We start from the raw sequence: 21,598 nt of genomic DNA on the forward strand, positions 1-21,598 counted from the left end.
AATGTTCTGATGGGGTACAACGTTGCGGTCGACGTCGGTGGCACGTTCACGGACGTGCTGCTCTTCGAAGAAAGAAGCGGCAAGCTCATCGAAGGCAAGGTCCTCTCGACCCCCGATGATCCATCGAGGGGCGTGGTGGAAGGAATCGAATCGGTCTGCAAGAAGCTCGAGGTCTCCTTCGAGGACCTCAACCTCCTCTTCCATGGCACGACCGTGGTGACGAACATGATCCTCACGAACACCGGCTCGCGCGTGGGGCTGCTGACGACGAAGGGCCACGAGCAGATCCTCCTCCTCGCCCGTGCCTGGACGCCGGGCCCGCTCTACGGCTGGATGTCCCTCGTCAAGCCCGACCCGCCGGCCGACCCGACCGACACCGTGGGCATCAACGAGCGCATCGGACCGGACGGAGGCATCCTGGTGCCGCTTGATGAGGAGGAGGTGCGCGAGGCCGTGAAGAGCCTCGTGGAGCGGGGTGTGGAGTCACTCGCCATCGGCTTCCTCAACTCTTACGTGAACCCGGAGCACGAGCGGCGCACTCGCGAGATCGTGCGCGAGCTCTACCCGGACCTCTCGGTCTCCATCTCCTCGGACATCGGCCAGGAGTATGGGGAGTACGAGCGGACGCTCACCACCGTGGTGAACACGGCAGTCCAGCCGCGCACGATGCTCTACATGAAGAACTTCGAGAAGAGCGTCCGCGAGAAGGGCTTCGGTGGCGCCCTCTCCATCGTCCGCTCCGACGGCGGGGCGATGAGCACACAGGCCGTCGCCGAGAGGCCCATACAGATCGCGCTCTCGGGGCCGTCCGGGGGCGTGACGGGGGCGGCCTATCTGGCGCGCGAGATCAAGGTGAAGAACATCCTCACCTTCGACATGGGCGGGACTTCCACGGACGTCTCGTTGTGCCTGAACGGGGAGACGCCGGTGCGCCGCGACATCCAGCTCGGCTACTTCCAGTTCAAGAGCCCGGCGGTCGACGTGCACAGCGTCGGCGCCGGTGGTGGCTCGATCGCCTTCGTCTCCGCGAGCGGCGCCCTGCAGGTCGGTCCGGCGAGCGCGGGGGCCGACCCCGGTCCCGCCGCCTACGGGCGCGGCGGCGAGGAGCCGACCGTCACCGACGCGAACGTGGTCCTGCACCGCATCCCGCCCGGCGTGGCTCTGGGCGGCACGCTACGGATGGACGAGGAGGCCGCCCGAAGGGCCGTCGGGAAGGTCGCCGAGCGGCTCGGGATGGGCGTCGAGGAGGCGGCGGAGGCGATCCTGGAGATCGTCAACGAGAACATGCACGCCGCTCTCAGGGTCGTGAGCGTCGAGCGCGGCCACGACCCGCGGGAGTTCGGCCTCGTGGCCTTCGGCGGCGCCGGGCCGATGCACGCCAACGCCCTCGGGCGGCTCATCCGCTCCCGCTCCGTCATAGTGCCGCCGACCCCGGGCGTGATGAGCGCCTTCGGCTTCCTCTCCTCGGACATCCAGAACGAGTTCCCCGAGACCTACCTGCGCATCGCCGAGGAGACGCCGGCCTCAGAGCTCAAGACGACGGTCGAGCGGCTCATCGCGCAGGCCAACGAGTGGCTCGACGGCGAGGGTGTTGCGGAAGGCGAGAAGCGCTTCGACCTCTACGCCGACTGCCGCTATTACCTGCAGAACATCCAGATCCCCTGCCGCTTCGAGCTGGAGGAACTGACCGGCGAGGACTCGACCTTCCTGCGTGAGCGCTTCGAGGAGGCACACCGCCAGCGCTACAACTTCGAGCTGCCGGACTCGCCGCTGGAGATCGCCACCGTGCGCGTCGTCGGGCGCGGCACCATAAGGGGCGTGAGCCTCGTGGCAAGCGAGGACGGCGCCGGACCCGACGCCTCCGAAGCCATGCTTCGCACGGAGAAGGTGTACTTCGGCGGGGAGTGGGTCGAGACCCCGATCTACAAACGGTCCAGTCTCCGGCCCAACCACTCCGTCGAGGGACCTGCCGTAGTGGTGCAGGACGACACCACGACCGTCATAGAGCCCGGCTACCGCGGCGCGGTGGACCGCTTCGGGAACATCCGGATCGAGGAGGCCTGAGAATGGTGCTGAACGAGAGAGAGCAGGGCCTGCCGGACTTCGTCCGGGAGCACGCCATAGACAACGTCACCCTCGACATCATCGAGAACGCGCTCAAGAACATCCGCCACGAGATGGACCGGGTGCTCGTCACGACGGCCGTGAGCCCCATCATCCGCGAGCAGGCCGACGAGTTCCCCCTGATCGCTGACCGCCAGGGGCGCATGGTCGTCGGCCAGTTCGGAAGCCCGGTGGACACGGTGCTGGAGAACTCGCCCTACAAGGTCGAGGACCTCAAGGACGGCGACGTCATCGCCACGAACGACCCGTACATGATGGAGGGCTCCACCTCGCACCTGCCGGACATCCTGCTGGTGCGTCCGATCTTCTACGAGGGCGACCACGTCGGGTACGCCCTGCAGTGGGGCAACCTGATGGACGTCGGCGGCAAGACCGCAGGCTCCATCCCCATCGATGCCCGCTCGATCTACGAGGAGGGCGTGCGCATGCCCCCCGTCAAGCTCTACGACGGCGGCAAACTCAACGAAGAGGTCCTGCGCTTCTTCTGCCACAACTCCCGCACCCCGCGCGAGACCCGCGCGGACATCATGGCGATAGCCGCCGGGACCGCCGCCGGGGCCCAGAGGGTGAAGGACATCTGCGACCGCTTCGGCAAAGAGACCTACCTCGAGGCCTGCGACGCCCTCCTCGACCGGACGCGCACCAGCATCATAAACCTCATGCGCCAGCTCATCCCTGAGGGTGAGCGCTTCGAGTTCGAGGACTACACCGACGACGATGGGCTCGGCAACGGCCCCATAAAGCTCAAGCTCGCCATGTGGCGCGAGGGCGACACCCTGCACCTCGACTGGACCGGCACCGACGCCCAGGTCCCCGGCCCCGTCAACTTCCTCCTCAACCACCGGATGTTCCAGATGTTCGCGGGGGTCTTCCTGATCTCCGCCGTCGACCCCACGATCCTCTTCAACGACGGCTACTCGGACGTCATAAAGGTCCACATCCCCGAGGGCTCCGTGCTGCGCCCGAAGGACCCCGCGCCCCTCTCCAACCGCCTGGTCGTCATGGCGCGCCTCTTCGACGTCTTGGGCGCGGTCTACGCCAAGGCGATCGGCTTCAACGTCTCGGGCTCCTACGGTACGAGCCCGAACTTCGTGTACTCCGGCGTCAAGCCGGACGGCGAGCCGTTCCAGACGATGGAGATCCTCTACGGCGGCATCCCGGCGATCCCGGGCAAGGACGGCCTCGACGGGCACTCCTGGTGGCCGGAGTTCCTCGCGGTCCCCGCCGAGTACATGGAGACGTACTACCCCATGATCGTGGAGGAGTACACAGCCCGCCGCGACTCCTGCGGCGCGGGCCAGTTCCGCGGCGGCTGCGGCATACGGAAGGTCTACCGCTTCCTCTCCGACGGGCGCATCACCTACCAGGACGACCGCGCCCACACCTACCCCTACGGCGTCGCCGGCGGCAAGCCCGGCTCGCCCTCGAAGAAGACCCTCATCCGCAAGGACGGCGCGTCGGTCGAACTCCCCTCCAAGGTGAGCGACGTCCCCGTCTTCGAGGGCGACCGGCTCGTCTTCGAGACCGCCGGGGCCGGGGGCGTCGGCGACCCGCTGGAGCGCGACCCGGAGGCCGTCGCCAAGGACGTGCGTTGGGGCCTCGTCAGCCGCGAGGCCGCCGAGAGCGAGTACGGCGTCGTCCTGGGGGAGGATGGCTCGGTGGACGCCGCGGCGACGCAGTCGAGGCGCGAGGAGATCCGGGCCTCCCGTCCCGAGCCGCCCGCCTTCGACCACGGCGACCTGCCGCCGCTCGAGGAGCAGCGCAGGATCATCGCCGAGACCCGCCGCAAATTCAACGAGTGGCTCTCGCACGAGCTCGGCGCGGCGCGGGCTAACGGCAGGGGGTGAGAGGATGCATATCGAGGGCTTCGGCGGACGCGGCGGCTTCGGCCGCCGCCCCGCCCTCGCCGTCATAGACATGACGCTCGGCTTCACCGACCCAGAGTCGCCGCTGGCATGTGACCTCGAAGGGCCAGTCGAGAAGATCCGGAGGCTCCTCCAAGCCGCCCGCGCGGCGGAGATTCCCGTGGTCTTCACCACCGTCGCCTACCGGGAGTCCGACAGGCTCACCGCCGCCGCGTTCATAGACAAGGTCCCCGCCCTCCTCACTCTGGAGGCCGGAAGCCGATGGGCTGGGATCGACCCGCGAATAGCGCCGCGCGCCTCCGAACCCGTCCTCAACAAGTTCTTCGCCTCCGCTTTCTTCGGAACGCCGCTTGGGGCCCTGCTCACCGCCGCTGGCGTGGACACTCTCATCATCACGGGAGCCTCGACCTCGGGCTGCGTGCGGGCCACCGCCGTCGACGCCCTGCAACACGGCTTCCGCCCCGTCGTCCCGCGCGAGGCTGTCGGTGACCGTAACCCTGAAGCCCACGAGGCCAATCTCTACGACATTGACGCCAAATACGGCGACGTCGTCTCCGTGGACGAGGTCTTGGAATACATCGACGCTGTACACGCTGGCTGACAGCGCGTTGCAGACAATAGTGAGCTGACGCCAACCCGCTCTTCATCTGCGGTTGCTCAACATCTCCGACAGCACGTTGCAGCGAGGACGATCCGAGGGATCATGAACGGTCACTCCGAAGATCTCAGACACAAGATCGTCTCCGCCGTCGAACGCGGCATGCCCAAGGCTTAAAGGCCGCCCGTACCTTCTCCTTCTCGCTCTCCTCGGTCAAGCGCTCCGCGGACAAGCCTGCCCGCGGAGAGTCATTATCCCCAACAAGAGCCTGGCTGGGATTACCACGCTAGAGCGGACACGTCGATCTTACGCAACTCTAGATTCTTCTATTCTCTCCTCGAACTTTGCTGGACTCCTGTAGCCCAAGTCTGATGGCTGGGAACTGCAGTTTGCTCACCAGCTCGGCCTTAAGCGTCGAGAAGGAAACTCTTCTCTGCCATGGCGTTGTCCAGGGCACTGCCGGCCCTTCCTATAGATGTTGTGTGCGATGAGCTATAGTGGTCTGTATGAAACCTCCCATCTTTGTACGTTCGTTGTCGCAAGAGGAGCGCGAGGCTTTGGAAGCCTCTCTGCGCTCCAAAGACGCTTTCGTGATGCGCCGATCCCAGATACTCCTGGCGAGTTCTCGCGGACAATCCCCTCCGAAGATAGCCCAGAGTCTGGGATGCGGCCCCCGGACGGTCAGGAATGCCATCCACGCCTTCAACGAGCGTGAACTCGACGCTCTCACGCCCGGCTCCTCACTCCCCAAGCTCGTCCATGTCGCTTTAGACGAACAGAGCGCCGAGGTCTTGCGGCAAATGCTCCACCGCTCCCCGAGGGAGTTCGGGTACGACACGAGCCTGTGGACTCTTGCGATGGCCGCAGACGTCACCTTCGAGGAGAGGCTCACTGAGAGGCGAGTCTCGGGAGAGACCATTCGGGCGACGCTTTCGCGCCTTCTCTCGGTGAGGTGGATGCGGGCCAAGCGGTGGATCACCTCCCCTGATCCCCTCTACGAAAGAAAAGGCGGCGCGACCAACTGATGGAGGTAGCCGCAGCAGAGATCCCGACACCTGGGCGGTGGGTTTCCTGAACGAGTGCTGGTGGAGCCGGGTAGCCCTGCCCACCTTGAGTAGTTGGAGCGAGCAAGGAAAGCCCCTTCGCCTCTTTGGACTTGCTACGGTTTGGTGGACTGATGGAGACTTGGTCTCGGAAGTCCACGCGAAGGAGGACAAGTGCCCAGAACCAGACCGCCGTACCCGCAGGAATTCCACCGCGAGGCCATCCGGCTGGTGCGAGCTTCGAATGAAGATCACCCCATACCCAGGGTAGCCAACGAACTCGGCGTCAGCGTCGAAACCTTACGCAACTGGGTCAAGCAGGACGAGATCGACGAGAGCGAGCGCGAGGAGCTCACCACCGAGGAGAAGGAGGAGCTGCGCAGGCTCCGTCGCGAGGTGAAACCCCTGCGCCAAGAGAAAGAGATCTTAAGAAAAGCGACCGCCTTCTTCGCCAGGGAGGAGATCGGGAGTCGGTGAGCCGCTTCAGGTTCGCCGACGCGGAGAGGGCGCGCTTTCCCGTTGCGTTGTTGTGCAGAATGGTCGGCGTCTCAAAGAGCGGCTACTACGCCTGGAAGATGATGAGCTGGAAGATGATGAGACCACCCTCCAGGAGGAGCCGCGAGGATGCGGCCCTCACCGAGCGTATCGTGGAAATGCACAAGAGGAGCAGAGAGACCTACGGCTACCCCAGGGTGCACGCCGAGCTGCGTGCCCTCGGGATTCGGTGCGGCCGGTGCAGGGTGGCGAGGCTGATGCGGGAAACCGGGATTCGGGGCTGCGTTCGAGGCAGGAAGAGGAGGACCACCCGTCGTGATCCTCGTGCCACGCCCGCTCAGGACCTCGTGAAGTCAGGAACTTCCGCGCCACCGCCCCCGACAGGCTCTGGACGGCGGACATAAAACATACGTGCGCACCGAAGAGGGGTTTCTCCACCTGGCGTTTGTGCTGGACGTCTACTCCAGGAAGATCGTCGGCTGGGCGACGGCGAGCCACCTGCGCGCCGAGCTCGTCGTCGACGCTCTGGAGATGGCCCTCTGGAGGCACAAGCCCGAAGCGGGTCTCATACACCATTCCGAGAGGGGCACCCAGTACACCGCGCTCTCCTTCGGCAAGAAGCTGGAAGAGGCCAGGATAGTTTCGTCGATGGGGAGGGTGGGATCAGCGCTGGACAGAGCGCCATCTCCGAGAGCTTCGTCGCGACGCTGAAGGTTGAACTCGTCCATCCTCGCCGCTTCCCGAGCCGGGCTGCCGCGAGGAGCGCCGTGTTCGAGTACCTGGAAGGCTTCTACAACCGCAGGCGGTTGCACTCCTCGCTCGGATACGTCAGCCCGGAGAGGTTCGAGGAGTTCGGAGCAAAGGAGGTGACGGTGGCGTAGTGACAAAGTGTCCACCAGACCGTTGCAACTCCAGCGCTGGTGTGGCCTCTGTTCTGGTCATGGCTTTCCTACCGTGATGAGCGAGGTCAGTATCTGTGGCGAAGTTCGCTCCGTGGCCCCGTTTCCGAGTCACCGCGATGATTCAGGATCTTCGCGGCCGAGAAAGCTGGGGGGAGCTGGTGCCGTCTCGGTCTCCACCTTGTCCTCGTCGAGCGCCGGTTCAGGAAGCCCGGTGCGTCCTCCCCAATAGTAAGCGATGACGGAGGCTATAACGACGAGTATCTGATCCCAGGGGCTAGGGATGATATTCGATCCACCAAAACTTCCCAGCCAGGAGAGAAGGATTATCACTATGTAGTAGAACACGAGCCACCAAGAAGATCTGAGTTGTTGGGCGAAGCTGACTTGGTCGGTAGGTACCGCCTTCCTCGCGAGGACATATATTACGAACATCAGAAGCTGAATGCCCAGCAGCCAGGAATCTGTCTGCCATCCGGTCCAGTAAACGATAAGCGAAGCTATGATGAAAGAGATCGGACCTATTATGCTCATACCCTTCAGGTGGAAGGGGCGTGGAAGGTTGGGGACATTACGACGGAGGGCGTAAGCAGAGATCGGCGCTACGGCGTAGCTAAAGATTAGGGCCGAAGAAACCACGTTAATAAGAACTCCCCAGGAAGGGAACGGTAACGTCCAGAAGATGGACAGAAAGAACGAGAGCCACAAAGCAGGACGTGGAATACTAGACCTCGGTTCGACTCGGCCGAAGATTTTGAACAGAGTACCGTTGCGGGCCCAGCCGTAGACCACACGAGCAGTCGAGGGAAGGTAGATATTGGCTGTACCGCTGGGTGAGATAATCGCGTCGAAGGTGACCAGTGCCGCCAGCCATCCAAACCCGAGCGCCACCGCAATATCCCTGAAGGGAAGGCTGAACTCGTTCTCTACACCCACCCAGCCCTTGCTCAGCATGTGCGTGGGGATCCCCCCGATAAATGCCACTTGGAGTAGGACATAGACTATAGCTGAGAGTACTACAGAAAGAATGAGCGCGATAGGTACGGTCCGCTGCGGATTTTTGGCTTCGCTCGCGAAGCCAACTACCGGCTGCAGCCCCAGGTAAGCGAAGATCACTCCTCCAGTCGGAATCGCAGCTTCAACACCGGAGAAACCGAAGGGTGCGAAGCCGTGGACGCTGAAGTTTGCCGTCTTCAGCTGGCTCAACAAGAAGACAATCGTGACAGATGGAACGACAAACTTGATGATGGTGAGTATGGCGTTGGATTTCGCAAACGAGGTGACGCTCCAGTAGTTCAGGAGGAAGAAGATGCACAAAAGCCCCAACTGCACGAACCAACCCAGCGCTGTCGGAGTAGTGGTGGTCCCTGGCTGAGAGAGTGCTGGCCACCAAGAGGTCGCATACTGGCGAGCAGCCTCGACCTCGATCGCCGTGAGGCTAGAGAAGGCGATCAGGGTAACGAAAGACATCAGATAACCCACAAGGGGTCCGTGGGAGTAGGCCGGATAGCGGATAACACCCCCTGCCCGCGGTACGGAGCCTCCCAACTCAGCGTATACCAGACCGAGCAGGATCACCGAGATCCCACCTATTATCCAAGAGATTGCTCCTGCAGGCCCGGCAATACTGGCCACTTTGCTGGAGGCAAACAACCAGCCTGAGCCTATTATCGAGCCGAATCCTACCAGGGTCATATCCATAAGAGAGAGTTCTCTCTTGAACCCTCCCTCTTGGCCGCTGTTTTCCATTACTTCCCCTTTCCCACAAACCTCTCGAGCTTGAACGGTTCCAGTTCGGGCACCGGCCGGTCTTCGAGCACCAGCGGCGCCAGCATTCTGGCAGTAGCGGGGGCGTGGGTCACGCCGAGCATTCCGTGTCCCGTAGCTAGGTAGAAGTTATTCAAGCCTGGCACCTTACCGATCAGGGGTAGGCTATCGGGGGTAGCGGGACGCAGCCCGGTCCACTCAAGCCTGGGCTTCATCGGTTCCCAATCACGCAGGTAGGGGGCAGCAGCGCGGATGATCGATTCGATCTTCCGCCGCTTCAGGGAGAGGTTTATGCCGCTCAGCTCGAACATCCCGGAGACCCGCACGCCACTGTCGTACGGAGTCGCCACCACCTGCGCCTCGGTGAACTTCAGCGGCCGCTGAGGGCGTGTGCCCTTCCCCATAGAGGTTACGCTGTAGCCCTTGCCTGCCTCGAGCGGGATCTTCACACCAAGCTCTGCGAGCAACTCCCTGGACCAAACACCCGCTGCCAGGAGCACACGATCGGCGCCGAGGTCCCCCTCCGAAGTGAGTACCCTCCAGGAGCCTTTCTGGCCGTGTCTGAAGCCGTAGACCTCTGCGCCTTCGAGTATCTGTACTCCCCTTGACCCGAGATCTGCGGTTAGGCCTTTCGCGAAGCTTTCCGGACGGATGTGGCGCTCGTCCTTGACGAAAAGCCCCCCGACCACCTTCTCGCTCAGCGCCGGCTCCAGGCGGCGCGCCTCCTCCCCGCTGAGCACCTCGTAGGCGCCGTCGTAGCCGGCCCGCTCGAGCTCCCGGTAGACCTCCGTCTCTTCATGCAGCGCCTCTTCAGAGAGGGTAGCGAACAGGATGCCTTTTTGGTGCATCTCGAACTCTACGCCTTCCTTTCGCAGTTCTTCGAAGAGAAGGTGGGTGTCCTTGCCCAGCACGAGGGCTGCCTTCAGGCACTCGCGGTATTTCTCCTCGGAGGAGTTGAGCGCGAAGTGCAACAGCCAGAGCAGGTAATCCGGATCCAGGCTCACCCTCAGGCTGAGAGGACTGCCCAGCTTGAGCATCCACCCGAGCGCCCGCTTGATGACACCGGGGGAGGAGAGCGGGGTGCAGAGGGAAGGGACAATCTGCCCGGCGTTTCGCAGCGAGGTCGCTCCCCCGCAGCGATCCCGCTCGACGAGCGTCACCTCTCCTCCTTGACGGGCGATCTCACGAGCGCAGCAGAGCCCCACCACGCCTCCTCCGACGATGACAACCTTCATCCGAGACCGGCCTCCCTCATGGTGAGATCAGGAACGTCCTGCTCTCGGTGTAGAACTGTCTGGCCGCAAGCCCCTGCTCCCTGGTCGAGCCTATCCCCGAATCCTTGGAGCCGCCAAAAGGAGCATAGTAGTCGACCCCGGCGGTGGAGGCGTTCACCCGCACCAGCCCGGCTTCGAGCCTGTTGCCCACCTGCGTCGCCCGGCCGAGATCTTCGGTGAACACAGCCGCAGCGAGCCCGTAGCGCACCTCGTTGGCGATCTCCACGGCTTCTTCTACAGAGGAGGCTCTGAGCAGCGCGCTGACCGGGGCGAAGACCTCTTCTCTTGCCAGCAGGCTGTTACGGTCCTCGATCTCAACTAGCGTCGGGACGAGATAGAATCCTTCTTCATCGAGGGGTCGGCCGCCCGTGAGCTTCCTTCCTCCGCCTGCTTCGAGGGCCTCGAGCGCCGAGGCGCGGGCTTCCTCTTCGATGAGAGGCCCCACCTGGCAGCTCTCCTTACCCGGGTCAATGACCTCCATCTCCTCCACCGCCGAGACTAGCCTCTCGCGCAACTCGTCATAGACGGAGTCCTCGACGATGACGCGGCTGGTAGCGGTGCACTTCTGACCGGCGTAACCCATCGCGGCGTAGGCGATAGTCTTTGCTGCTCGGTCCAGATCCGCATCAGCTAGTACGATCGAAGAGTTTTGTCCACCCATCTCGCACTGCACCCGCGCCCCCCTACCCGCAACTTCCCTGGCAACGCTCTGTCCTACCCTGAGAGATCCCGTGAACGATACAGCAGCTACGTCGGGGTGCTTTACCAGCGGTTCCCCGGTATCCGCGTCTCCGAGGACGAGCTCGAAGGCTCCATCAGGGAGGTGCTTATCTGCGATCTCCTTTAACCGACAGGCTACCGCTGTCGCCTGCGGTGCTGGCTTGAGGACTACGGTGTTGCCGTAGCCAAGCGCCGGAGCGGCCTTCCAGAGCGGGATCGCAATTGGGAAGTTCCAGGGTGTTATGAGCGCGCACACCCCGACCGGATATCTACGTGACACCAGCCAGTCCTTCGAGGAGGTGCTCGCCGGATACGTCTCGCCATCCGGGGCGAGGACCAGCTGGGAATAGTAGCGCAGGATGGAGATTGCTCGGCTGACCTCGCCGCGAGCCTCCGTTATGGGCTTACCTACCTCCCGGACGACGAGCCACGAGATCTCATCGTGGTTCTGTTCTATTTCATCGGCTATGCTGCTCAGCGCGCCGCCGCGCGCCATGGCGGTCTCTTCGCGCCACCCGGCGAACGCTTTATGCGCGCGGGCGACAGCTTCCTCGACACCCTGTGCGCCTGACTCCTCGTACTCCCCGATCACCTCGGAGGGCTTGTGTGGGTTGATACTCACGAACACCATGGTTCTGGTCAACCTCCTCCGTGGAACTTAGCCTGTGGTTCTGGTCGTGGCGAAGTATTCGAATGCTCTCTTTACTGCCCTTTGGTCCTCTTCGCTGAGGGGAAGGCGTGGAGGACGGGTCTTGCCGGCTGGTCTGCCCACCAGCTCCATCGTATACTTTATGGCCTGTACAAGAAGGGGTGTGGAGTCATAACGGAAGAGCGGAAGGAGCTTCCGATAGAGCTCCCACGCCTTCTCTATCTCACCTGCCTGCACCAGGTTGTATAACTCGACGGTCTCTCTGGGCAGTGCATTGGCAAATCCGGCTATGCAACCAGTTGCACCGGCGAGAAAGCCTTCCAGCGCCAGATCGTCCACCCCTACTATTACCTCCAGGTCGCAGACCTCACGGATCCTGGTTATGCGGCGTACGTCACCGGAAAAATCCTTTACAGCAACGAAGTTCTCAATCCCCGAAAGCTCGGCCAGGAACTCCGGCGTGAGATCCGTGGCCGTGTCATGGGGGTTGTTGTAAGCCGCGATCGGGAACCCTACGTCGGAGATGGCCTGGTAGTAAGCCAGGACCTCACGCCTCGTGGGGTTGTAGTTGATCGGTGGAAGCGCCATTACGGCCTCAGCTCCCGCCTGCTTGGCATGTTCGGTCCAGGCTACGGTCTTGGCCGTAGAAGGGGCCATGACGCCGGCAGTCACGGGCACCCGCCCATCTGAGGCTTCGATCACGGTCTCGACCACGCGCCTGCGCTCTTCGTCGGTGAGCGCAGCGTACTCGCCACAGGAGCCGGGGCTCACCAGACCGTGGACGCCGTTCTCTATGAGCCAGTCGGTGTGCTCGGCCAGGCGCGCGTAATCCACCTCCCCCGAGGAATCGAACGGTGTGATTATTGCAACCTGGATGCCGGGGAAACGTACCACTTTGCTCTCCTTTCTCTACCTAAGCATGAATCCCACCGGGAAGGGATCTTCTGGATCCACCACGAGCTGCTGGAAACCGTGGATCCAGGCCCTCCCCTCTATGGTCGGTACAACCGCAGAAGTTCCTGTGCCTAGCTTTACCTCCTCGACCAGACGACCGGTAAACAACGTCCCGATGATGCTCTCGTGCACAAAGTCCTCTCCCAGACCGAGCTCGCCGCGTCTGAAGAGCTGGGCCATCCGAGCGCTGGTCCCGGTGCCGCAGGGCGACCGGTCGAGCATGCCGGGGTATATGACCGTCGCGCTCTTGGCGTGCGCTCCTTCGACGTCGGCCTCTCCGGTGAACAGGACGTGCTTGACCTCGCTGATCTCAGGGTTCGAAGGGTGCTCGACGCGCACCTGCTCCTCTACGGCGGCCATGATCTTCATCCCCGCATCGACGAAGGCCTGAGAGTTTCGCTTCTCCAGAGTAAGCCCCACCGAGCTTGCCGGCAGAATCGCGAAGAAATTGCCTCCGTAGGCTACGTCGAGCATCAAACGCCCGAAGCCTTCAACCTCCACCTCAACACCCTCTTTTGCAAGGAAAGCCGGAACGTTCTGGAACTCGACGCTCTTCACCCGGTTGTTCTCCAGTCTGACTCGAGCGACCACCCGGCCCGCCGGCGTATCCAGGGTTACGTGCGTGACCGGTTCTTCGGCCCGGATCAAGCCGGTTTCGACGGCCACGGTGCACACGCCGATGGTGCCGTGGCCGCACATCGGCAGGTATCCCATCTCGTCTACGAACAGGACGCCCAGGTCCGCCCCCGGATCGGTCGGAGGAAGAAGTATGGCTGCGACCATGACGGTGTGTCCGCGCGGCTCGAAGACGAGCATCCTGCGCAGGTGGTCCAGCTTGTCCTTCATGTACCGCTGCTTCTCGAACATGGTTTCGCCGGGCACGGGGGCAAAGCCGCCCGTGATGACCCGGGTGGGCATACCTTCGGTGTGGGAGTCCACCGCGGTCACCATCTTCTCAAGTAGCATCTTCTTCATTCTCCTCGTCGAGATAGTCGAGCAACATGTCCCTGACCGTTACGATGTGCTGGCGCAGTGCTTCGATTGCACCCTCCTCGTCTCTCTGCTTGCAGTGCGCCAGGATCTCTCGATGTTCCTGCTGACCCTTCACCCGATAGTCCAGCGCGGAGAAATGAATACGCAGATACCGGTCGAATTTGTTGTGCAGGTTCTTTATGATCCCGAGGAGCTGAGGCCTGTTCGCCGGGCGGTAGAGTGTGGAGTGAAAATCCCAGTTCACCTGCCCCCACCTCCCAAGCAGTTCCTCATCGGGTTGTACATCTGCCTCATCCAACACTTTCTCCGCACGCTGAAGATCCTCATCCGTGATCTCGGAGAAAGCCTTGCGGAGCGCCAGAAGCTCCAGAACCTCGCGCATCTCGCAGATCTCAAGAACCTCATCCCTCGATAGCTCGGAAACGACCGCCCCCCGCCGCGGATAGAAGACCACCAGCCCCTCACCCTCCAGCTGCCTCAAGGCCTCCCGAACCGGGATGCTGCTGACCCCGAACTGTTCCGCTATCTTGGCCTGCCTCAATGATTGACCACTTTTTAGAACCCCCCTCAGAATGGCCTCGCGCAATCCATCGGCAACGACCTCCTGCGCAGTCTTGTGTCCCCGAGAAAATTTTTCCACAAGCTCTTCCAATAGCTTCGCTCCTCTTTTTATATTTATATTTTAAATTATATATAATTTATTAGATGGCAGCAATAGCCGGACGAAAACTCTAGGCAAGCGCAAAATTTTGAAAAGACGCCGACGAACTAAGAGACAGTTTTACCAGTTAGGGGACCTGGTAATCCGGCGTAATCGACCGAGCCGCTGTACGTACGGCTACGGCTTCGATCTCTATGCTGTCTGCTTGGTTCAAGCCGCTAACCTCGATTATCGTACGTGTTGGCAGCTTATCGCCAAAGGCTCTCTCGAACATCTCGTTAACTAATGGACGGTGTCTGGTCATGTCCGTCACGTAGACGCGGGTGGAGAGCACCAGGTCCAGCGCCGAACCACTCTCTTCCAGAATCTGCTTCAGATAGGTGAAGATAAGCCTCATGCGCTCTTGATCCGAGTCCGCTGGTCGACCAGTTGAGGCATCAATGCCGCGAATACCGGAGACGAAGACCAAGCTGCCCCATTCCACTGACCACGCAAACGGGCCTGTTGGTTTAGGAAGGCCCGGGATTGTGAGGTGGCGTCTTATGTTATCAGGGGAATTAGTTGCTCCACCCAGTGTATCCGGCTGTTCAACCACCAATGAACTCGTTCGTAAAGTAGTGTCCCAGCGGCAGCTTTTTGTCTATCACCCCCGACTCTTTCAAAAGGGTGAGTGAGTGGTTCCAGGGTTGAGTCTCGCTCTTTCCGAGCACCGGTTTGTCGTTAAGGAGATCAAGCATGTTTCTAATCTGGCCTGCTATTACCTTTTTCCCCAGTCTCTTCCCGTACAATCTGGTCATGATCTGCGTAGCGTCATCTGGATGATCAATTGTGTATTGGAAGCCCTTGAGGGTGGCCTCTACGAAGCCCTTGACCAAATTTCTTTCTTTTTCCAGGAATCGTTTATTCACGACGAGCAGATAGCCAACAGGGTCGAAGTTCAGGCTGGACATCCTGAGGACATTAAGCTTGGTAGGGGCAGCCTGCTGCTGCAAGATCACGTAATCGTTGGCCCAAAAAATGTCGGCCATGATGTCGATTTGATGGTGGAGAAACAGACCGTCACGAGCTGAGGGATCTGGAGATACCACATCGACTTTACTCTTGTCTACGTGAAACTTGCGGGCAAATGCATTCCAGACCTGGAAGAAGGTGGAGGAAGAAGAAATCGAAACCTTATGCCCCTCCAGGGACTTGGGACCGGTAAGCGGAATGTTGGGCCAAGAGGCCCAGCACATACCAGTTGCTTTTCCACAGGTCGCCAGAGTGATGAGTGGCATTCCTTGGTTTATTCCCTGAATAACCTGGATGGAGGGAATATACCCGAACTGGTCGTTCCCAGTGGCCACAACCTGGGCTGCCTGGGTTCCGCTTTTGCCTTCACGCAGGGCGACGTTAATCTTTTGCTCCCTGTAGAATCCTTTCTCCCGCGCAACGAACAGAGGGGTGAATTCTCCCTTCACTGTCCAATTGAACCTGAGTGAAACGTTCTTCATGCGACGGCCCCCAGAAGTCTGCTGTCTGGAGGATGAGGCTCCCTGGCCACATGCCTGCAGCAGAGAGAGACTTGCTCCAGTACCTATCAGAGTTGCTCCTGCACGCAGGAACGTTCTCCGGTCCATGACCAAAGACTTCTGCTCGATGCCCATCTGTTGTTTACCTCCTTTAGATAATTCCCATGGAATGGAAAGCTTCCCGTATTTTGTGTACCAGGGCGTGAAAGTGTGGATCGGCGCGCGTTTCCAGCGTTCTAGGTTTTGGAAGGTCAACTTCCAAAACCTGCGTCACCTTCCCCGGACGTGGGCTCATGATCACGATTCTGTCGGACATAAGCACCGCTTCATCAATGCTGTGGGTGACGAATATCATCGTTTTGTTGGATTCGGTCGTCAGGCGCATGAGATCCAGGTTCAGCTTCTCCCGTGTGAGTGCATCCAGAGCACCGAAGGGCTCATCCATAAGCAACAGAGGTGGATCGTGAACCAGAGCCCTGCAGATGGCCACCCGTTGTCTCATCCCGCCTGAGAGTTGCTCCGGATACGCTCCAGCAAACTCACCTAAGCCGACCATGTTCAGTAACTCCAGCGCTCGCTCGCGATAGCGGGCTTTCGAGAGCCCTTTGACCTCAATGGGCAATAGCACGTTATCAAGCACTGTGCGCCAGTCGAGTAGCACATCCCGCTGAAAGACAATTCCCAGCTCTGTATACGGTCCGTTCACAAGTGTGTCGTTGATGAACACACGTCCAGAGCTTGTCGGATACAATCCCGCGATCATCATCAGCAGGGTGCTCTTGCCACACCCGCTGGGGCCAAGGACACTGCAAAACTCAGCCGGGAAAACCTCGAGGCTTACCCGATCTACAGCAAGAAGATCGCTGTTCCCGCCCCTCTTATATAGCCGGGAGACCTCGTCCAGGCGCACAGAAGCAGCCAACATACCGTAGTCTTGCTGTGTTTGCATTGCCTGGTCTACCGATCTTCGTGAAAACGCTCTTGACGCCCAGCTCATGTCTTGGCCCCTGTCTCCAGCGTGTTCCCCTTACGGCGCAGTGGTTTCGGAAGCAGGATGACCTCGATCAGCTCGATCAGATAGTAGAGACCGATGCTCATCAACGAGAGGATGACCACCACGCTGAACATTTCTGTTATCTTGAAAGAGTTGTTAGCAACCAACAGCATGTAACCGAGCCCGCTGTTGGCAGCTATAAATTCTCCTACTACCGCTCCAACAACCGCTAGGGTTATCCCAACCTTGAAACCACCAAAAATATATGGAGCCGCGGTAAGCAACCGAATCTTCAGAAAAATCTGTAAAGACGATGCACCCAGCGACCGCATCAGGTAAATCATCTCGGGATGTGTTTGTTTCAGCCCTATCACGGTGTTCACGACTATCGGGAACATGGCACTTACGAACCCGAGCATGATCTTCGATGTCGGACCAAACCCAAACCAGACGACGAGTATCGGGGCAAGCGCGACCTTAGGAATCGCTTGGAAAGCCACGAGCGCCGGATAGATTAGTCGCTCGAAGAAACTAATAGAAACGATAAGCGCACCAAGCGCGAGACTGACGACGACCCCGATGCAAAATCCAACCAAGACCTCTTGCAGGGTAGTGATGAAATTGCCCAGTAATTGTCCGGGGTTCTCAACTATGCTTCTAGCTATCGCTGAGGGGGGCGGCAGCAGATAGGCTGGCACGTGGAATAATCGATTGGCCATCTCCCAGACAACCAGCATGGCAAAGTAAATGCCGAGTAGGAGGGCATTGGTGCGTAGGCTGTGCTTCCGCGTATCCTGATTGTTTCGCTTCTCTTTAGTCGGTTCTTGCTCGAACTCTGTTTGAGATGTTCGACCCTGTCTCATCTTTCCCTTCATTCCTCCATCTACCCCAGAGACTCCTAGACAGATTTCATGATGACGTAATCGGTTATGGACCCATCATCTTCACCAATCCGACGTTCTTTTACGGGACCACAACTACTTTTATGGGATCCCCAATCCTCTCCTTCATGACGTGGAAAGCCTCCACTATTCCTTCGAGAGGAAATTCGTGGGTGACGAGATCTGCCCCATGCAGACGCCCCTGGGCTGCAAGCGAGACTGCCCGCTTGACATTATTTCCCCCCTCTCCTCGGGTTGTGTACATGGTGATGTCTCCCCTGACGGCTGTGCTCAGGTCCAGGGAGATGATCCCTTTGTAAAAGGCGACAAAAAGCACTTTGCCGCCCCGCTTAGTAACCTCTAGACACTGCTGAGGAGCAATAGAAGCTCCCGAGCATTCGATAGCCAGATCGACGCCCGCGCCCTGTGTCAGTTCCATGATCGCTTCAACGGGGTCTCTCTCGCGGGCGTTTATCGTATGATCTGCACCAAGCCTGCGTCCCATCTCCAGGCGCCTATCTCGGGTACCAACCAGGATCACCTGATTGGCACCAAGCTGCTCGCAGGCTTCCACAGTCATGAGACCGACAGGCCCGGGGCCAAAGATAGCTACATCCTGCCCAGCTACGTAACCACCGACAGCATCAAGGCCATATAGACCAGTGCCCGCCGTAGTTATCAGAACGGCATCCTCGTAAGAGACACACTCTGGCAGCTTATAGAGAGAGCTAACATTGTGCACCACGTATTCCGCAAAGCCGCCATCGGTAGTCATGCCTGTCGCGCGGTGTCCCTTTGACCTGTCTCCATAGTTGAGGCAGGCGGTGTACCTGCCCACGAGACAGTTGTCGCACCTACCACATCCGTGATGGGCCTCAATGCATACTCTGTCTCCGACCGCTAGTTCATCGACGCTCTCCCCGAGGGCAACTACCGTACCGGTCCATTCATGTCCAGGCGTGAACTCACCGAACGGCGGGGTTTGGGGGAAATGCCCATCATATATTTTGAGATCCGTTCCGCATGTTCCGCACATGGCTACTCGCACCAGAACCTCACCATATCCAGGGTTGGGCACTGGCTTTTCGACAACTCGTATATCTTGCGGACCGAATAAAACCGCGGCCCGCATTGTACTAGGGATGGCACGCTCTTCATTTGTGTTGCCTTGCCGCACTCTGGTCTTCGAAGTTGTCATGTAGCTCCTCCTTTCCCCTGGGTTTCTATCGCTGGTTATGTCCAGATCTCAAACACAAAACCTTCTTTCGACGTACTTCACTTCTTCGACTTTCCAGTCGTGCCCCGAGCAGGCACTGCGGAAGTTGCAAGCAGCTTCGCGGACTTACCATCAAGGAAAGCGAGTAGAACATCAGCAGCCCGTTTGGCAAAAGCCGGCTCGTTGATGCTTGCTTTGACTTCCTGCAGTGTAATCTTCGGGTCAAGATGTTTGCGCAGTGCCTCGACAAAACCGGCATTGGCCCTCGGATCATGCAGCACTCCCCCGGGGCTTCCTACTTCAGACCAACCAAGGACCGGGATCAGAACAGCAACAGGTCCTCTAGCGGAGTTGAGTCTGTCGGCCAGAACCGTACCAACCCGATACAACTCCTCGTAACTAGTGCGCACATTAGTGTTGTAAGGGTTGTGATAGTGAGTGGGGCGAGCACGCAACTCCCTCGGAACAGTTTGGGGTGCACCAAAGCAGAAGTATTCCAGGCCTCCGGGGACTACGACCTGGGGTATACCCAATCGTCCTGCTGCAGTGAGCCGCCCTTGACGTACTGGCGCGTAGATATCCTCTGGATATAGCTCACCCAGCAGCTCATGGATGGTGAGGTCCAGCACTCCCTCGAATGCCCCCTCTTCCACCAGCCGCTCCATTGCCGAACCACAGGCTCCTGAGGCATGAAACGGTACGACCCGCCACCCAGCTTCTGCTAGACGCTGCATGGCAAGCAAAACAGCCCGGTGTGTGTTACCGAATGCGGTGATCGCGATCAAGTTGCTTGTCTGAGCCTGGTCGCTGGGAGCTTCAGCCCTGGCCATTCCCACGATCGCCGCGGCCCCCTTCGCGAGTATGTTGGCCGTTACCGGGTTCGGCCCTCCCAGCAGGTCACCGACAGAAAACATCATCGCAATATCGCATTCACCTACGTACGCACGCACGTTGCCTGAGGCGACGGTGGAGATGATGAGTTTGGGAACCCCGATCGGGAGCATGCGCATAGCGATAGAAGCTATAGCAGTTCCCTGATTACCCCCGACCCCTATCGTCCCAGCCAGCGCTCCTTGCTCATGTCGTGCTTTTAGCAAGCGACCTGCGCCCTCACCCATAATGCGCATTGCTGAGTCTCGGGGATGGGATGATCGTAGTTCGGTAACACTCGACCCTCCACTGTTGGCCACTTCTTCGGCGCTCACCGAGGCTAAACCGTGGGGCCCACCACCGAGTCCCACGTCGAAGACCATCGCCGGCATTCCGAGCTTCTCGATGGCCCGCTTAAGATATGTAGCCTCCTCCATTTTAGTATCGAGTGTGGCTAGTACAGCGATGCTACGTGATCCCATGGTAGCTACGACCCTGTTACGGAATCTCTTTGCGCGCCTGTAAAAGAGATGCCTCCGTCTGGACCGAGCACCTGCACCTGTGCTGTGAGAAGAGCAACCTTGGCAGTGTCCTCCAGATACTCGGCCCTGTAGTAAGCTTCTCTAAGATTTGAACCCACGGCGATGATGCCGTGCTCACGCATCAGCGCTACACAGAGATTCTCATCTGAGAACGTTTTTGTGACCATCTCCGCAAGCTCTTCGGAACCAGAAGGAGCAAGGTCTATAAGCGCGATCTTCTTGAGTATGCCCCGTGCCGCCGTGTGTACCAGAGGCGGGATGCGATTAGCCACCGCCCATGCGGTCGCGTACGGAGGGTGAACATGTACTATCCCTCCTACCCTGGGATTCTGCCTGTAGATCGCTAGATGCCAGCGTATCTCCTTGGAGGGGCGCTTGCCTTCCTCAAGCATCCTGCCCTCAAGGTCGACCAAGACCGTATCCTGGCTATCCATGTCACCCTGGCTGCACCCGGTAGCCTTTATCAGGAAGGCCTCAGCCCCACCCACCCGGATGCTGTTGTTCCCGCTTACTCCCACCACGAGGCCGCGTTGGTAAGCCCGGTGAGATATTCTTACCAACTCCTCGCGAGCCAGTCGCACCGACTCGCTGGCTGGATCTACCTTGCTTTTCGCAGACACCCCAATTCCCATGGGTCTCCTTATGCCTCGTAGTAAGCGCGTTCTGGGTAATCGCTCTGCTTTATCTCCACCTCGAAGTTGCGTGCCTCGTTTACGAAATCTGCAAGGTGACGGGCCATTCGCTCGAACATGGCCAGTCCTTTCTCCTTGGTCGCTCGGAAGGGATTGCCTATCACCGCTGTGTCACAATACTCATGGTGTTCCATAGGCACCCAAATATTCTCTGAACCTTGGAACTTAACCGTAGCCGTCCCGTCGATCTTGGAGAATGCCTCTCCCATGTAAGCTGGGGCATGTGCCCTATCTTCTACTGCCCTGCTCATATCCACCAGCCCATCGCCACACGCCATAAGGCAAGAAGTCTCCAACTCGCTGGAATGCCATCCCGGTGTCTCTTCCGGCGGGTTATCGAAGAGATCCTGAACGACGCTAGCTTCCCGTTCCGTAGGAGTCTTGTAGAAGGCAATGAAGGCCCCGGTCCGATAGCGTAGTGCGCGCATGACCTCATCTATAGGCTTGGTGTTTGAGCCGTGGTGGCTGACGAAGATGATCTTCTTGAAGCCGTGGTATATGAGGCTGCGCGCCACATCGTTCATTATTCGACGATAAGTCTCCGCGGCGAGTGTAATGGTGCCCGCCCCTTCTAGATGACGGCCCATGTGGTGCGGGGAGTATCCGAAGGGCTCAAGCGGTGTGTACATCACGTCCACAATCTCCGCGGTCCGCTCGACCACCTCCATGGTTACATAGCTGTCGGTGCCAAGCGGTATATGAGCCCCATGTTTCTCAGTGCTACCCAGCGGCACGAGCACGATATCCTGACCCTCCTCCTGGAGGCGTTCCTCGACTTCTGCGAATGACATGGTCAGCAGGTTGTGCTTGCGCGTCTGTCCAGCCCCATTCATCCTGTGATCATTCACGC

22 protein-coding genes are annotated in these 21,598 nt (G+C 59.7%); 8 read left to right on the forward strand and 14 right to left on the reverse strand.

Features of this window, described 5'->3' with window-relative positions:
* Positions 1 to 9 precede the first annotated feature (9 nt).
* From AC6EKW_RS13800 to AC6EKW_RS13835, 8 genes are all read left to right on the forward strand, one after another.
* Complete coding sequence (locus AC6EKW_RS13800) at positions 10 to 2,064, forward strand: hydantoinase/oxoprolinase family protein (RefSeq protein ID WP_498514674.1); 2,055 nt, start codon at positions 10 to 12, stop codon at positions 2,062 to 2,064.
* 2 nt (positions 2,065 to 2,066) lie between these two features.
* Positions 2,067 to 3,971: a hydantoinase B/oxoprolinase family protein gene (locus AC6EKW_RS13805; protein ID WP_498514675.1), complete on the forward strand. Its 1,905-nt coding sequence runs from the start codon at positions 2,067 to 2,069 to the stop codon at positions 3,969 to 3,971.
* Between the two features lie 4 nt (positions 3,972 to 3,975).
* Positions 3,976 to 4,590 (forward strand): isochorismatase family protein, encoded by a 615-nt coding sequence (locus AC6EKW_RS13810; RefSeq protein ID WP_498514676.1) that lies wholly within the window; start codon positions 3,976 to 3,978, stop codon positions 4,588 to 4,590.
* A gap of 554 nt (positions 4,591 to 5,144) precedes the next feature.
* Entirely contained in the window at positions 5,145 to 5,612 is a 468-nt protein-coding gene (locus AC6EKW_RS13815) for a helix-turn-helix domain-containing protein (protein ID WP_498514677.1), read from the forward strand.
* A gap of 192 nt (positions 5,613 to 5,804) precedes the next feature.
* On the forward strand, positions 5,805 to 6,107 hold the full coding sequence (locus AC6EKW_RS13820) for a transposase (RefSeq protein WP_498514678.1): 303 nt from the start codon (positions 5,805 to 5,807) through the stop codon (positions 6,105 to 6,107).
* Positions 6,104 to 6,529 carry an IS3 family transposase gene (locus AC6EKW_RS13825; protein WP_498514679.1) on the forward strand — a complete coding sequence of 142 codons (426 nt, stop codon included), beginning with the start codon at positions 6,104 to 6,106 and terminating at the stop codon, positions 6,527 to 6,529. Before AC6EKW_RS13820 ends, AC6EKW_RS13825 begins: the two co-directional genes overlap by 4 nt.
* A gap of 7 nt (positions 6,530 to 6,536) precedes the next feature.
* Entirely contained in the window at positions 6,537 to 6,836 is a 300-nt protein-coding gene (locus AC6EKW_RS13830) for a transposase (protein WP_498514680.1), read from the forward strand.
* Complete coding sequence (locus AC6EKW_RS13835; RefSeq protein ID WP_273888337.1) at positions 6,833 to 7,006, forward strand: IS3 family transposase; 174 nt, start codon at positions 6,833 to 6,835, stop codon at positions 7,004 to 7,006. The genes AC6EKW_RS13830 and AC6EKW_RS13835 overlap by 4 nt, the downstream gene beginning before the upstream one ends.
* Positions 7,007 to 7,135: 129 nt before the next feature.
* Here AC6EKW_RS13835 and AC6EKW_RS13840 read toward each other — a convergent pair whose 3' ends face one another.
* The 14 genes from AC6EKW_RS13840 to AC6EKW_RS13905 form a co-directional block, all read right to left on the reverse strand.
* Entirely contained in the window at positions 7,136 to 8,773 is a 1,638-nt protein-coding gene (locus AC6EKW_RS13840; protein ID WP_498514681.1) for an APC family permease, read from the reverse strand.
* Positions 8,773 to 10,026: an NAD(P)/FAD-dependent oxidoreductase gene (locus AC6EKW_RS13845; protein WP_498514682.1), complete on the reverse strand. Its 1,254-nt coding sequence runs from the start codon at positions 10,024 to 10,026 to the stop codon at positions 8,773 to 8,775. The genes AC6EKW_RS13840 and AC6EKW_RS13845 overlap by 1 nt, the downstream gene beginning before the upstream one ends.
* Positions 10,027 to 10,042: 16 nt before the next feature.
* The gene (locus AC6EKW_RS13850) at positions 10,043 to 11,428 is read right to left on the reverse strand and encodes an aldehyde dehydrogenase family protein (protein ID WP_498514683.1); all 1,386 of its coding nucleotides are present in this window, start codon (positions 11,426 to 11,428) and stop codon (positions 10,043 to 10,045) included.
* A gap of 15 nt (positions 11,429 to 11,443) precedes the next feature.
* Positions 11,444 to 12,328, reverse strand: a complete 885-nt coding sequence (locus AC6EKW_RS13855) for a dihydrodipicolinate synthase family protein (protein WP_498514684.1) — start codon at positions 12,326 to 12,328, stop codon at positions 11,444 to 11,446.
* A gap of 15 nt (positions 12,329 to 12,343) precedes the next feature.
* Entirely contained in the window at positions 12,344 to 13,354 is a 1,011-nt protein-coding gene (locus tag AC6EKW_RS13860) for a proline racemase family protein (protein ID WP_498514685.1), read from the reverse strand.
* The gene (locus tag AC6EKW_RS13865) at positions 13,344 to 14,033 is read right to left on the reverse strand and encodes a GntR family transcriptional regulator (RefSeq protein WP_498514686.1); all 690 of its coding nucleotides are present in this window, start codon (positions 14,031 to 14,033) and stop codon (positions 13,344 to 13,346) included. The genes AC6EKW_RS13860 and AC6EKW_RS13865 overlap by 11 nt, the downstream gene beginning before the upstream one ends.
* 136 nt (positions 14,034 to 14,169) lie before the next feature.
* Positions 14,170 to 14,637, reverse strand: coding sequence for a RidA family protein (locus tag AC6EKW_RS13870; RefSeq protein ID WP_273888239.1), 468 nt, complete (start codon positions 14,635 to 14,637; stop codon positions 14,170 to 14,172).
* Positions 14,630 to 15,688, reverse strand: a complete 1,059-nt coding sequence (locus tag AC6EKW_RS13875) for an ABC transporter substrate-binding protein (RefSeq protein ID WP_273888238.1) — start codon at positions 15,686 to 15,688, stop codon at positions 14,630 to 14,632. The genes AC6EKW_RS13870 and AC6EKW_RS13875 overlap by 8 nt, the downstream gene beginning before the upstream one ends.
* Before the next feature lie 16 nt (positions 15,689 to 15,704).
* Positions 15,705 to 16,550, reverse strand: a complete 846-nt coding sequence (locus AC6EKW_RS13880; RefSeq protein ID WP_498514687.1) for an ABC transporter ATP-binding protein — start codon at positions 16,548 to 16,550, stop codon at positions 15,705 to 15,707.
* Positions 16,547 to 17,422 carry an ABC transporter permease gene (locus tag AC6EKW_RS13885; protein ID WP_498514688.1) on the reverse strand — a complete coding sequence of 292 codons (876 nt, stop codon included), beginning with the start codon at positions 17,420 to 17,422 and terminating at the stop codon, positions 16,547 to 16,549. The genes AC6EKW_RS13880 and AC6EKW_RS13885 overlap by 4 nt, the downstream gene beginning before the upstream one ends.
* 88 nt (positions 17,423 to 17,510) lie before the next feature.
* Positions 17,511 to 18,476, reverse strand: coding sequence for a zinc-dependent alcohol dehydrogenase (locus tag AC6EKW_RS13890; protein WP_498514689.1), 966 nt, complete (start codon positions 18,474 to 18,476; stop codon positions 17,511 to 17,513).
* A gap of 227 nt (positions 18,477 to 18,703) precedes the next feature.
* Positions 18,704 to 19,996 carry a Tm-1-like ATP-binding domain-containing protein gene (locus AC6EKW_RS13895; RefSeq protein ID WP_498514690.1) on the reverse strand — a complete coding sequence of 431 codons (1,293 nt, stop codon included), beginning with the start codon at positions 19,994 to 19,996 and terminating at the stop codon, positions 18,704 to 18,706.
* 5 nt (positions 19,997 to 20,001) lie between these two features.
* Positions 20,002 to 20,688: a class II aldolase/adducin family protein gene (locus AC6EKW_RS13900; protein ID WP_273888234.1), complete on the reverse strand. Its 687-nt coding sequence runs from the start codon at positions 20,686 to 20,688 to the stop codon at positions 20,002 to 20,004.
* 8 nt (positions 20,689 to 20,696) lie between these two features.
* Positions 20,697 to 21,596 (reverse strand): creatininase family protein, encoded by a 900-nt coding sequence (locus AC6EKW_RS13905; RefSeq protein WP_273888233.1) that lies wholly within the window; start codon positions 21,594 to 21,596, stop codon positions 20,697 to 20,699.
* Positions 21,597 to 21,598: the final 2 nt, after the last annotated feature.

The organism is Rubrobacter sp. M3-4 (assembly GCF_059772285.1).

Coding starts and splice junctions, on each gene's coding strand:
- AC6EKW_RS13880 (WP_498514687.1), bottom strand. CDS start 16,550: ATGAGCTGGGCGTCAAGAGCGTTTTCACGAAGATCGGTAGACCAGGCA.
- AC6EKW_RS13860 (WP_498514685.1), bottom strand. CDS start 13,354: ATGCTACTTGAGAAGATGGTGACCGCGGTGGACTCCCACACCGAAGGT.
- AC6EKW_RS13895 (WP_498514690.1), bottom strand. CDS start 19,996: ATGGGATCACGTAGCATCGCTGTACTAGCCACACTCGATACTAAAATG.
- AC6EKW_RS13885 (WP_498514688.1), bottom strand. CDS start 17,422: ATGAAGGGAAAGATGAGACAGGGTCGAACATCTCAAACAGAGTTCGAG.
- AC6EKW_RS13810 (WP_498514676.1), top strand. CDS start 3,976: ATGCATATCGAGGGCTTCGGCGGACGCGGCGGCTTCGGCCGCCGCCCC.
- AC6EKW_RS13875 (WP_273888238.1), bottom strand. CDS start 15,688: ATGGGCATCGAGCAGAAGTCTTTGGTCATGGACCGGAGAACGTTCCTG.
- AC6EKW_RS13805 (WP_498514675.1), top strand. CDS start 2,067: ATGGTGCTGAACGAGAGAGAGCAGGGCCTGCCGGACTTCGTCCGGGAG.
- AC6EKW_RS13900 (WP_273888234.1), bottom strand. CDS start 20,688: ATGGGAATTGGGGTGTCTGCGAAAAGCAAGGTAGATCCAGCCAGCGAG.
- AC6EKW_RS13840 (WP_498514681.1), bottom strand. CDS start 8,773: ATGGAAAACAGCGGCCAAGAGGGAGGGTTCAAGAGAGAACTCTCTCTT.
- AC6EKW_RS13800 (WP_498514674.1), top strand. CDS start 10: ATGGGGTACAACGTTGCGGTCGACGTCGGTGGCACGTTCACGGACGTG.
- AC6EKW_RS13845 (WP_498514682.1), bottom strand. CDS start 10,026: ATGAAGGTTGTCATCGTCGGAGGAGGCGTGGTGGGGCTCTGCTGCGCT.